The sequence below is a fragment of the Anaeromassilibacillus sp. SJQ-1 genome, from assembly GCF_046693725.1.
Classification (GTDB): Bacteria; Bacillota; Clostridia; order Oscillospirales; family Acutalibacteraceae; genus Anaeromassilibacillus.
Genome location: NZ_JBKEIV010000006.1, coordinates 71,447 through 83,052 on the forward strand (window position 1 = coordinate 71,447; position 11,606 = coordinate 83,052).

At 50.2% G+C, this 11,606-nt stretch carries 12 protein-coding genes and 2 pseudogenes; 3 read left to right on the forward strand and 11 right to left on the reverse strand.

Translation table 11 applies throughout. The features are described from left to right. The first annotated feature begins 176 nt into the window (after positions 1–176). The gene (locus tag ACGCCZ_RS01545) at positions 177–887 is read left to right on the forward strand and encodes a hypothetical protein (protein WP_411655117.1); all 711 of its coding nucleotides are present in this window, start codon (positions 177–179) and stop codon (positions 885–887) included. A gap of 233 nt (positions 888–1,120) precedes the next feature. On the opposite strand, the gene ACGCCZ_RS01550 is transcribed toward ACGCCZ_RS01545, so the two are convergent. Both ACGCCZ_RS01550 and ACGCCZ_RS01555 read right to left on the reverse strand, forming a co-directional pair. Next, positions 1,121–1,510 carry a threonine/serine exporter family protein gene (locus ACGCCZ_RS01550; RefSeq protein WP_411655116.1) on the reverse strand — a complete coding sequence of 130 codons (390 nt, stop codon included), beginning with the start codon at positions 1,508–1,510 and terminating at the stop codon, positions 1,121–1,123. Positions 1,511–1,562: 52 nt separating this feature from the next. Continuing rightward, positions 1,563–2,327, reverse strand: a complete 765-nt coding sequence (locus ACGCCZ_RS01555) for a threonine/serine exporter family protein (RefSeq protein WP_054323963.1) — start codon at positions 2,325–2,327, stop codon at positions 1,563–1,565. Positions 2,328–2,647: 320 nt separating this feature from the next. Between ACGCCZ_RS01555 and ACGCCZ_RS01560 the strand changes: the two genes are divergently transcribed. After that, positions 2,648–3,325 carry a hypothetical protein gene (locus ACGCCZ_RS01560; RefSeq protein ID WP_054323962.1) on the forward strand — a complete coding sequence of 226 codons (678 nt, stop codon included), beginning with the start codon at positions 2,648–2,650 and terminating at the stop codon, positions 3,323–3,325. 84 nt (positions 3,326–3,409) lie between these two features. On the opposite strand, the gene mutY is transcribed toward ACGCCZ_RS01560, so the two are convergent. The 9 genes and pseudogenes from mutY to ACGCCZ_RS01605 all read right to left on the reverse strand — a co-directional run. Beyond that, on the reverse strand, positions 3,410–4,456 hold the full coding sequence (mutY, locus tag ACGCCZ_RS01565; RefSeq protein WP_411655118.1) for an A/G-specific adenine glycosylase: 1,047 nt from the start codon (positions 4,454–4,456) through the stop codon (positions 3,410–3,412). After that, complete coding sequence (locus ACGCCZ_RS01570) at positions 4,453–6,036, reverse strand: amidohydrolase (protein ID WP_411655114.1); 1,584 nt, start codon at positions 6,034–6,036, stop codon at positions 4,453–4,455. The genes mutY and ACGCCZ_RS01570 overlap by 4 nt, the downstream gene beginning before the upstream one ends. A gap of 202 nt (positions 6,037–6,238) precedes the next feature. Next, positions 6,239–6,910, reverse strand: coding sequence for a DUF6320 domain-containing protein (locus tag ACGCCZ_RS01575; RefSeq protein ID WP_054323960.1), 672 nt, complete (start codon positions 6,908–6,910; stop codon positions 6,239–6,241). Beyond that, positions 6,907–7,341 carry a hypothetical protein gene (locus ACGCCZ_RS01580; protein WP_411655119.1) on the reverse strand — a complete coding sequence of 145 codons (435 nt, stop codon included), beginning with the start codon at positions 7,339–7,341 and terminating at the stop codon, positions 6,907–6,909. Before ACGCCZ_RS01580 ends, ACGCCZ_RS01575 begins: the two co-directional genes overlap by 4 nt. Next, positions 7,338–7,916, reverse strand: coding sequence for a hypothetical protein (locus tag ACGCCZ_RS01585; RefSeq protein WP_411655120.1), 579 nt, complete (start codon positions 7,914–7,916; stop codon positions 7,338–7,340). The genes ACGCCZ_RS01580 and ACGCCZ_RS01585 overlap by 4 nt, the downstream gene beginning before the upstream one ends. Continuing rightward, a complete protein-coding gene (locus ACGCCZ_RS01590) occupies positions 7,877–8,191 on the reverse strand; it encodes a hypothetical protein (protein ID WP_411655121.1) in 315 nt (104 codons plus the stop codon). Before ACGCCZ_RS01590 ends, ACGCCZ_RS01585 begins: the two co-directional genes overlap by 40 nt. Next, positions 8,188–9,117 (reverse strand): alpha/beta hydrolase, encoded by a 930-nt coding sequence (locus ACGCCZ_RS01595; protein ID WP_411655125.1) that lies wholly within the window; start codon positions 9,115–9,117, stop codon positions 8,188–8,190. Before ACGCCZ_RS01595 ends, ACGCCZ_RS01590 begins: the two co-directional genes overlap by 4 nt. 12 nt (positions 9,118–9,129) lie before the next feature. Beyond that, positions 9,130–10,215, reverse strand: a complete 1,086-nt coding sequence (locus ACGCCZ_RS01600) for a DEAD/DEAH box helicase (protein WP_411655127.1) — start codon at positions 10,213–10,215, stop codon at positions 9,130–9,132. Positions 10,216–10,251: 36 nt separating this feature from the next. Beyond that, positions 10,252–10,609: pseudogene (locus ACGCCZ_RS01605) on the reverse strand (DEAD/DEAH box helicase); the annotation flags it as partial. A gap of 683 nt (positions 10,610–11,292) precedes the next feature. Between ACGCCZ_RS01605 and ACGCCZ_RS01610 the strand changes: the two are divergent. Continuing rightward, positions 11,293–11,606: pseudogene (locus ACGCCZ_RS01610) on the forward strand (rRNA large subunit methyltransferase I); the annotation flags it as partial.

The following is an 11,606-nucleotide window of genomic DNA, read 5'->3' on the forward strand; positions in this document are numbered from 1 at the left end:
ATTGCCGGGAAGAATGATATTCGCCGGGGTAACGGGGTGCTCCTTGCGGTGTTGTTTCAGAGCTAACCATAAATACCATCGGGATTCAAACGGCGTTAGCTCTGAAACAACACCGCAAGGAGCACCCCGTTACCCCGGCGAATATCATTCTTCCCGGCAATTTTACATTTGTCCCCATGCCGAAGCTAAAGGATGTCTCTCTTGACAAGACTATCACGGATGAGAAATATAAAAAACAGCTCAAAAAGCTCCAAGAGGAACTGAGCGAGTTGCACAACAAAATTTATCGCAAGCGCGTGCCCGTCGTCGTTTGTTATGAGGGTTGGGACGCCGCCGGAAAGGGCGGAAATATCCGTCGTGTTGCAGCAGCGCTTGACCCGCGTGGGTACGAGGTTGTCCCCATCGCAGGGCCGACTGCTCCGGAGCTTGCACATCACTATCTTTGGCGGTTTTGGACACGCTTGCCAAAAGATGGGCATATCGCCATTTTCGACCGTACATGGTATGGCCGCGTGATGGTGGAACGCATTGAAGGGTTCTGCTCCACAGAGGACTGGCAGCGGGCCTATCGGGAGATCAATGAATTTGAACGGGAGCTCTACGACTGGGGCGCTGTCGTCGTAAAATTCTGGTTGCATATCGACCAGGATGAACAGCTTCGCCGTTTTAACGACCGTCAAAATACGCCCTCCAAACAGTGGAAGATCACTGAAGAGGATTGGCGTAACCGCGAGAAATGGGATCAATACGAAGAGGCCGTCGATGACATGTTGCGCTATACATCTACCGATTTCGCCCCATGGCATATTATTGAATCCCAAAACAAAAAATATGGCCGCATCAAGGCCTTAAAAATTTTAATTGAGGCGATCAAAGACCGTTTATAAAAAGGGAGTATGCCCGGAAAGAATAGGCTTTCTTGGCGGCGTACCCTGTTTGGATAAGGATGGCAATAGGAAAGGGCCGGAACCTACACGGGTTCCGGCCCTTTCCTTGTTTAAGAAATTCCGCCATATTAAGCAGGTGTACGCAAAAATGTGAAAGATCGTCTTTCAGTATACTATCATATCATTTTTTGGCAGCCTGCTCTTATTATGTCAATAAATTTCACCTAAAACATTCATCCGCCCTTTCCTGAGCGTGACATTCCCCAAAGTCTGTTCAAAGAAGAAACCAGTAAAATTCCGAGCGCCAAAGCCCCGGCGATTCCCAAAGTGTGTAGTCCTGTCTCCAAAAACATTTGGGTATTTCCGGCGATGCAGTACTCCATCGTATAATAGATTCCACCGCCCGGCACCATGGGCAACAGAGCGATCAACAAATAGCCGGTTACCGGCACCTTATGAATACGAGCCATAATCTCTGAATAAACCGTGATCGCCACTGTCGCAATAAAAAATTGTACGATGTCATTTTGTAGTGGACGGAATAAAAGATATACAAACCAGCCAATTGCACCGCCAAGAGAGGTAAAAAGATCCGTTTTCCCCGCACATTGAAGACGATACAAACGGCCATACAGGCGACAAACCCATAAAAGCAGGGCAAATATACGTCCATTCTCACACCCCCCAAATCAACCTTGGCACCATGAGTGCAATACCGGCGCCGATGGCAATCGCGGTTGCAACTAGCAGCGATTCTACAAAACGGATCAGTCCCGCAATCAAGTCCCCCGCCATGATGTCTCGCATAAAGCTGGTAATGACAATTCCGGGAACCAGATTCATCAAAGCACCGATGATAATTTTGTCCAAATTCGCGCCAAATCCCATTTGAACAGCAAACATGGCAATAGCCGCCGCGGTACAGCTTGCAACGATGTTGGTAAAAAATGCGTTTGCCTGAAAGCGTCCCATCAAGGAGTTCACCAGTTTTACACCTGCACCACAGAAAAGTGAACAGAATGCGTCCGCCAAAGTCCCCCCATAGAACAGCGTAAAGGAGAATGCGACCATCGCAAAGGCAGCCACTTGCGTCCCAAAATCGTAAACCGGGCGGCGGTTGATTGTTTCAATCTCTTCCCGAATACTTCCCACATCCGGGCACAGGCGGCAAATACGGCGGCATAAGTCGTTTGCACGGTCTACTTTGTCCAGGTCTGTCACACGTGTATACAGGCGCTTGATTCTGGTGATCGATTTTCCTTCCGGCGTTGTGATCGTTACAAAAATACAAGTGGGAATGGCAAAAATCTCGCCGGTATCCACCCCGTATGCACGAAAAATGCGCTGCATGGAATCCTCCACGCGATAGATTTCCGCGCCGTTGCGCAGCAGCAGATACCCAACTTCTGTTGCAGCGCTAATTAGATCATCGTAATTCACACTCCCGCCCCCTGACCATTGCGTTTGTTGTAATATAGTAAAATACAAACTTAGTTTTTAAAAAATTATATAATTATATATTTTAAATAATATTTTTAAACATATATAAATATTATAATCTGTATTGACATAACTCATTTTAAACCATACAATTATAATAAATATTTCATGTACGGAGGGGATTCCCATGTTTTTATTGTTTAGACAAATCTATTATGACAGAATACGCAGATAATCCTTGCCATAGTACGTCTATTACCTCACATGACGAATATAATTTTAAATATCTATATGGAAATTTGTGATGGAAGGCTTATAGTATGAAGTCAAAATGGGTCCTCGGCTTTTATACCATCATTGGACTTTTTGCGGTCTATCTGGCCGCGATTCTTCCCAACTACAATTTTATAACGCTCTCCCGCTCCACGGGGGACGTCCGTGTGGAATACCTGCGCAACTACAATGGGGAAATGCCGCGCTTCTCTTCGGAGCTCGCTCATTTGTATACGGAAGAGGAAGCCTTTGAAATAAGCCACTCCCCGGCCTTCCAAGGGAAGATTGTCTCCATTCGAAACATCCGCGCCCTATTTCACGGAGAAAGCTCCCTCTTTGATACTTTTGCGATTGCAAACGTTCGCGTTGAAAAAGTTTTCTCCGGGGAGCTCTCTGTGGGGGATACCGTCCGTATACTGCTCCCCTGCCCGATCGCGCGGAATATCTGGGTGGAGCATATGGACATCGTCTCCCAATGCCGGACCGGTATGCGGGGGATTTTCCTCCCTCAGGCGCTAGGCGGTTCCGACTTTCGGGAAAAGGGCGGAGCGGTTCTCTATTTTTCTGACCTAGCGGACTATGCGTTCCACGCCGGGTATATGGATCTCTTTTTAGAGACGCGGGACGGGCTTGTGTTCAATCAAGAAATCTACACGTCCCTGTCCCCGGATGCTACACTAAAAGAAGCGGGGGAATATGTAGCTGGAAAGATTCAGTCCTATTAGATTATAAAAGAAGCTGGAGAGGCGTTAACGGAAGAGGGCCGTTGACGCCTCTCCTTTGTTCGAACAAGAATGCATAAACTATATTTACTTCGTAAACGCCTCTAAGTACGCGCGGAAAGCCGACGGCAGGGCATATTCCTGCTGCAACGTCTCTCGTCCCACCCAAGTAAACCCTTCTGGACGCGCCTTTAAATCCACCCAATAACCGGTCATATGCCACTCCACATGGGAGAAGATGTGTTTTGCTGCCGGCATAAGCTTGACTTCCTGGGGCTGCACGCCCCATTCCTGCAACTGTTCCATCGACCCCTCCAGGTTTCGTTTTCCTTCCGCGGAGGGAAGCTCCCACATCCCCGCCAAAAGGCCGGTGGTTGGCCGCCTGCGGATTCCCAACTCGCCGTCGCACACCAAAAGGAATACGGTCCTCTCCTCTACCCGGCGGGCCTTCTTTTTCGCCTTAATAGGGAGTTCTCGCGCAACCCCTTGACGGTAACCCTCACACAAGGCGTTCAAGGGACAAACCAAGCATTTTGGCTCTCCTCCCGGTACACAGACAGTCGCGCCGAGTTCCATCATAGCCTGGTTGAAATCCCCTGGGCAATCCTTCGGCAGAACCCTTGCCATACGCTGTGCAACATCCCGTTTCACGTTGGGGTCTGCAATGTCATCCCAGCCAGCAATCAAGCGCATCACTACCCGGAGAACATTCCCATCCACCGCCGGAACCGGTATTCCATAGGCAATCGAGGCGATCGCCCCCGCCGTATAGGGGCCGATTCCGGGCAGCTTCAGCAGGGATTCGTAATCCGGTGGCAGAGTGCCGTCAAATTGTTCGACCATGACACGCGCCGCCCGTTGCAGATTGCGCGCGCGGCTGTAATAGCCCAATCCTTCCCAAAGCTTCATCAACTGCTGTTCCGGCGCCTGCGCCAGAGCGGGTACAGTCGGCAGTGCCTCTAGAAAACGGGCAAAGTAGGGCTTTACAGCCTCTACACGGGTCTGTTGCAACATGATCTCTGAAATCCAAACGCGGTAGGGAGTGGGCTCTTCGCGCCAAGGCAATATACGGGCATTTTGTCTATACCAGGTTAAAAGCGGCTCTACAATCGCCAAGAGCGTATCTGTACTCATCGCTTCACCTCATATAAGGTTTTCCCATCCTTAATCGTTGCCAATACGCGCAAGTTTCTAAGTTCCTGCGGGTCTACTTGTAGGGGGTCCCGATCCAGAATTACCATATCCGCTCGTTTTCCCGGGCGAATAGACCCCTTTTCATGTTCCTCAAAGTATTGATACGCCGCATAAAGGGTCACTCCCTTTAGGGCCTCCAGCACCGTAACCTTCTGCCCTTCCCCCAGGATATAGCCATTCTTGCTCACGCGGTTGGCCGCACACCAAAGGGTCTCCAACATATTTGGCTGTATAACCGGGGTGTCCTGATGGAACGTATACACAACACCGTTGTCGATCGCCGAACGTACAGGGCTGATCGCTGTTCCGCGCGCTTCGCCAAAATTTTTCACATGCACGTCTCCCCAATAATACGTATGCGCTACAAAGAAGGAAGCGATCATGCCGAGCCTCCCCATCCGAGCCAGCTGATCGGGACGTACCAGCTGGGCATGAATCATCACGGGCCGTATGTCCTCGCCGGTCATTTCTCTTTCATATGCGTCGATCATCTGCTGTGCTGCTGCATCACCGTTGCAATGGGCTAAAATCTGCATATGATCTTGTAATGCCTGCCGCATGAACGAGCACACTTCGGCATCCGAATGGACCGGATAACCGCAGTAGCCGTCCGGCGCATCTTCATATGGTTGACTCATCCATGCGGTTCGCCCTTGTGGAGAGCCGTCTAAAAACACTTTATAACCGCCAATTTTCAGGTGGTTCTGATAGTTCCTACAATACGATGGGTATTGTGAAACAATCTTCCGGTTGTCCGGTAAGTCTGGATACGCCACCACATCCAACTTCAAACGATTTTGCTCTGCCAGGCAATGCAAGAGCTTCCACTCTGCTTCTTTCGTAAAGCCATCCTGTGCCGTCGCAATCCCATTTTTTAGATAAATATCCTGCGCCTGTTCCATTTGATGCATGCGAATTTCCAAGGATGGTTGCGGGATTTTCGCTGTATATCCGGTGAAAGCTGTCTCCTCCAAATATCCGTTTGGCTCCCCATAATCCGACTCCCGGCCGATAACGCCGCCCTCTGGATCGGGGGTCTCGGATGTAATTCCCAACGCTTGTAAACCTGCGCGGTTCATCACGCCCATATGCCCGGATGCATGCGTCACCACCACGGGAAATGGATATTTGTCCAAGAGGCTTTTGTCCGGATGCCGGTTCTCTTTTAAATCGTTGTGATCGTAACCGAATGCGGTCACCCACTGGCCCGGCGCTGGTTTTGTCCGTTCCACAAAAGCATCCAGCCTCTGGACGATTTCCTGAAAACTTTTGCATCCGTTTAAGTGGACCAGGCCCAGCGTCTGTGCAAGCGCGGTGATATGGCTGTGCGGATCAAGAAAGGCAGGCAACAAAACGGCCCCGTGTAAATCCACCAGCTCTGTGTTCGCACCCTTGCCCGACAGAATTTCCTCCCGGCCGCCCACCTTGCGAATTACCCCATCTTCGACCAACACGGCCTCCGCATAAAGCGGCTCCTCCATTGTCAAAATGGTCCCGTTATAATAAATGGTTGTATCCATATCTTTCCCACCTTCTTCTGTTCGATCAATCGTATCATGTTCCAAGGATCGTTGCAATAAAGACTTTTTCTCTGCATAAGAACTTGTGAATAAATCAGCCGCGGCAAACAGGCCGCGGCTTTAGCTTTCTAGGATTTGTGCATAATATGCATTTTTATATTGGCATCCTTTTGAAAACGACTTTCATTCGCTATTCCGGGAATCACAAATGCAGCCTGCGTTTTAACTCTTTTCGCATATTGTCTCCCTCAAAAAGAATCAGTGCCGCCAAGGAAATGACACTGCCCGCCACACAAATCAAAGAAGGATATACAACCTGAAGCATCCCGCGCACATAGAACACCACCGGGACAATTGCAAACAAAGCAGCGATGGTAAAATACACAATAAAACTGCCTAAATTGAGCTTAAACACCCGTGCCGTGATCGCCAATACCAGCATGGCCACCACACATGTGATGGGAATGACATAGTCGATCGACCAACCGTGCCAACCGGTTGAATAGTCCCAAAGGACAGTCAATACACAGACCACAACCACCTGATACAAGATACTCTTTGGGACGTTTCTCCGGTAATGAAAGGCAACGGTAAGGCTGATCCATGCGCAGGCCAGCCCAGCCAAAACAAACAGGGACCACCAACCGTGCTGTGGAAGAATCAAGTTAATTACCACGCAGGTTACAGCGGCAACCACGGATACCAAGATCAAGATGCGAAAAAACAGGCTGTGTTTATGCAATGTATCGGGAATCCTTGGAAATACGTCCCCTCTTGTATCCTCCGTCCCAGTTTCCTGGAGCATCCCCTGACACAGTGGGCAACGGGTCCCATTGCCCGTCACAGTCGTTTTACACTTGGCACAGTATTTCATTTGGTTCCCCCCTCCTCTGTCTCAAATGGTACATTTGCCGTAATTTCCACGGGAACGCCCATGCCAGTGAGGAAACGGAAGAAATTTTTCTGGATGTCCGTGCTGACAAATGGCGCCGTAAAACTCGCGGTCAAGAGGTCGCCAAACGAACACATACACACCTGCAGGCGGCTCGTACTGACAAACACATCGAACAGGCGGATATACTGCGCCAATTCCGGCGGCATCACAATCTTTCCCACATTGGAAATCGCTGCGGTCTCCTTGCGCGCAGCAAGGTCATAACCGATCCGCATGGTGAGATCTTTTACAACCAAAGGTGCAACGCGCGCCACCGGGTTAAAATCATATTGAACAAACTGGTTCAGCCGCCCCTCCATCTTCTCCTGCGTCAGCTCGGTTTCAAAGGTCTCGTGCAAACTTGCAATCACATCCTCCAACCGGTTTGACTGTTTTCGAAAATGATAGCGGGCTTGAATGACGCTGAAAAAATTGCGGGCGCTTCCGGAGGGAAATAACTGCGCAAATTGACCGGCACCGCCAAAACAACCGGACGTTTTTTGTGGCGCATCGCCATCTCTTTTTCGATGGAACACATCAGAATCGCTGCACAAAATTCCGTCAAAGTCGCTCCGTAGGCATGCGCTTCCTTCAGGACAGCTTTTACCGGCATCACGCCCTCGATCACGGCAATACGATTCTCCGGCAGGCAGGGCCCCCGGAGCCTATATGCATTCGGGGAATCTTCGTGCTGCTTGCGCGTATGGGTGTAGTATTTGCGGAAACTGTCGTCCATTTTTTCGGTGGCCGACGCATCGTAATCAATCGCAGGCAATCCGCCGGCAAAGCGGTCCGCATGCCGTACAGTCAGATAATGGTATACCAACACACGCAAAAATTGAACGGCGCCCGTCCCATCCGTCAATGCATGGTAAACTTCCAGATTGATCCGGCAGCGGTAATAGGTCACTTCAAAGAGCAGGCCCCGGCTTCCCTTCTCATACAACGCACTGCACGGGGGCCGGTATTCTTCGCGAACAACGGGCTGTTCTGGACTGTCTTCCAGGTAATACCAGAACATCCCCCGGCGCAATGTACACCGGTAACCGGAAAAACCTCTAATGCGCGCTCCAACGCCAATTGTAAAGTGGGCGGGTCCACGGGTTCGGTCAACTCACAGGAAAAGCGAAACACCTTGGTATCCGCTTTGTTGCTGGTACACGGGAAAATCTTCGCCGCATTGTCCAGCCGCCTCCAATCCGCAGATTTCTTTGCTTTCACGCTTGCGGCACCTCACTCAAAAAACGGTTGATGATTTCATAGCACTCCTTGACCTGTGGAAAGCTCGGCGGCAAAAAAGAAAAGAATCCGTGTAGGCCGTCTGCAATGCGGTGCAATTCCACACGGTTGCCGAATTTTTCCAGTTTACGTGCATACTCCTCTCCCTCATCGCGCAGCGGATCGTATTCCGCTGCGATAACCAGCGTATCCGGCTGGTCCGCCAGGCTTTTCGCCAACAAAGGCGCAAAATACGGATTGCGTAGATCCTCCGGGCAGCTCATATACAAATCCATATAATCGCAGATCCGCTTCGAGGTCAACAGATAATCCGTTCCATTCTCCCGAACAGAGTCAAAGAACGAACGCTCCGTATGATCATTATATGTTGCAGGATAAATCAGGATCTGCTTCTTTGGCAGGAACTCGCCCCGGTCGCGCGCCATCAACGAGACAACCGCCGCAAGGTTGGCTCCTGCGCTGTCCCCGATCAGGGTAATATCCTCCGCAGAGGTTTCCAATAGTCCTGTATTCAGATAGATTTCCCTCGTCACGGCATAACAATCTTCAGGTGCAGCAGGAAATTTGTGTTCCGGCGCCAAACGGTAATCCACCGAAACCACCAGACGGTTGGTCAGGCGGGCCATATTGGCACACACCTTGTCATAAGAATCGATATTCCCCAGTACCCAACCACCGCCGTGGAAAAAAAGCAAAAGTGAGTGATGTCCCTCTCCAGGGGGAGAGAAAATCCGCACTGGTACGTCGTGATCTCCACAGGGGACCTTGTGATCCCAGGTTTTATAGAATGGCTTCAAATAGTGATAATGGGTTACATTTGTCACTTGACGCCCCCATTTATAATTGCGTTTGATGTCAATATCCGGGTAAGAGAGCGCCTTCAAAGCCGCCATTACAAACTTATTGATCGCCATCGCCGGTCAGCCCCGTCTACCGCCGAAGCGCGTTTGTCCCAACGGCTGATCGACCGGGCGCTTGCGCACAGGCTCTGTCCGTTGGAGGATGGTCGAAGGCGTTTTGTCACGCTTCTTTGCAGAAGGCCGCGTCTGCATTCCACGTCCACCGGGAACCGGTTCGCGGTATTGGCGCGGCTTTTTGCCTCCCTCGGTCTTGCTCAATAGCGTTGGGCGTTGCTTGGGTAAGACATCCTGCAAGGACGGAAACTCTGTAAGGGCCTCCGCCCGTTTTCCACCAGCTGGCTTTGGGAAAATGGAGTTGGGCTTTCGCTGTGTTTGCATTTGGGGCTGTGTCTTTTGTTGCACCTTTGGGGCCGGAGGCGTCAAAGCCGTCTTTTGCGTAGCCCGTTGCGGTGATTTCTTGGATTTGGATTCCTGTCTCTGCGCCGTCTCTTCCTTTTTCTGTGGCTGGGGCTGCTGCCTGACAGGACGCTGCCCACGGTTCCGGCGCAACTCCGACTTCGGTGTCGGTGTAGTGATCTGCATCGGATAGGGGTGTTCCGGCACTTCGGTCACCTTTTTTCCGATCAACTTTTCAATCCGGTCAAAATCAGCCTTCTCATTGATATCGCAGAAAGAGATGGCAATCCCAGACATCCCAGCCCGGCCGGTCCGCCCGATGCGATGTACATAAGTTTCCGGCACTTCGGGAATGTCGTAATTGATGACGTGGGAAAGCTCTTCAATATCGATACCCCGTGCAGCAATATCGGTTGCAACCAGCACGCGGGTTCTATGCTGTTTGAAATCGCCGAGGGCCTTTTGCCGCGCATTTTGCGATTTGTCCCCATGGATGGCGGCTGCCCGTATCTTCGCCTTGGTCAGTTCGCGTACAACACGGTCCGCGCCGTGCTTGGTGCGCGTAAATACCAAAGCCGATTCAATTTCCGAACTTTGTAGGAGATGGATTAACAAGCGCCGCTTGTTCTCTTTATCGACAAAATAGACGCTCTGTTCAATTGCCTCCACCGTAGTCGCCGGCGGCGTGACGGTAACCTTGACCGGATTGCGCAGAATTGTATCTGCCAGTTCCTCAATTTCCTTCGGCATCGTGGCGGAGAACAATAAAGTTTGCCGCTTTTTCGGCAACTTTTCAATGACCTTTTTGACATCGTGGATAAATCCCATATCCAGCATACGATCCGCTTCATCCAGCACAAAGATCTGTACATCCTGTAGCTTGATGAATCCCTGCGCGATCAGGTCATTGAGACGTCCCGGGGTTGCTACTGAAAATGTCAATCCCTTTTTTAAGCTGTTGCACTTGTGGATTCTGTGGTACTCCGCCGAAAATCACACAGGTTTTTAAAGGAAGAAACCGGCTATATGCCACAAAACTCTCCTGAATCTGAAGGGCCAATTCCCTCGTCGGGGTTAAAACAAGGGCGCGAATCTTCTTTGGAGAGACACTTCCCTGTTCGGCAAGAAGCTGAAGGATTGGCACAGCGAAAGCAGCCGTCTTTCCCGTGCCCGTCTGGGCGCATCCCAAAAGATTCCTTCTTTTTTAAAACAGGAGGAACCGCTTGTTCCTGTATGGGAGTTGGATTTACATAAGCCTCCTTCTTTAAGGCGTTCAAGATGGATGGAATAATCCCCAATTGTTGAAATGTCATACCTATTCCTTTACAAAATATATTTTTCAGGGGAGTGCGATACACGTCCGTTTGCTTTATACAGGCAATCCTTTCAAAAGAAGTACCCGGAGACAACATTCCCTCTCGCAAAATTCATTTGATATATACTGCGTTTCAATGTCGGTTGCGTACACAGCCGTTGGACAAAACGATCTTTTCGCGCAAACCATCGCATTCCCCTATAAAAACGGGCAGCTGGCGAAACCTCTTTCCTTGTATCTCACAAGAGCTCTCGCTCGGGGCATTGTTTTTCTCCCCCACAGCCTGCCCGCAGACCTCAAACTACATACACAATAAGTGTGTTTACGTTATTATAGCGCAGAACAGAAAAATATTCTACCCCTGTGCCCGCTGTAAAGTACTTTTATGAGAAAAGGCCGGGGAAACTCCTCCTTTTCTGGGATTTATGCTATAATGTTTATCGTGATACTTTTAAAGGGGTTCTAAAACTCATAAAAGCATAGAATGGAACAACATCGAAATGGAGTAGGTTATGAAACAAGAACGTACATATCCGCGGGTTGCAGTTACCCGCAAAGCGGAAAACAGTATCAAATCCGGCCATCCGTGGATTTATCATACCGAGCTGGTCGAAGGCGAAGCCGGCTGCAACGACGGTGCACTTGTGGACATTGTTAGCCCGCGCGGGCGTTATTTGGGGACTGGTTTTTTCAACAGTCATTCTAAAATTCGCATCCGCCTGCTCTCAACCAATGCAAACGATCATTTTGATGAGGCCTTTTGGGAACGCCGCCTGCGTTACGCCTGGGAATACCGAAAAACGGTCATGGGCGATGATCTCTCTGT

Excerpts from the sequence above, each read along its gene's own strand:
- mutY (WP_411655118.1), bottom strand. The coding sequence starts at position 4,456 with ATGAGTACAGATACGCTCTTGGCGATTGTAGAGCCGCTTTTAACCTGG.
- ACGCCZ_RS01600 (WP_411655127.1), bottom strand. The coding sequence starts at position 10,215 with ATGCCGAAGGAAATTGAGGAACTGGCAGATACAATTCTGCGCAATCCG.
- ACGCCZ_RS01575 (WP_054323960.1), bottom strand. The coding sequence starts at position 6,910 with ATGAAATACTGTGCCAAGTGTAAAACGACTGTGACGGGCAATGGGACC.
- ACGCCZ_RS01560 (WP_054323962.1), top strand. The coding sequence starts at position 2,648 with ATGAAGTCAAAATGGGTCCTCGGCTTTTATACCATCATTGGACTTTTT.
- ACGCCZ_RS01545 (WP_411655117.1), top strand. The coding sequence starts at position 177 with ATGCCGAAGCTAAAGGATGTCTCTCTTGACAAGACTATCACGGATGAG.
- ACGCCZ_RS01570 (WP_411655114.1), bottom strand. The coding sequence starts at position 6,036 with ATGGATACAACCATTTATTATAACGGGACCATTTTGACAATGGAGGAG.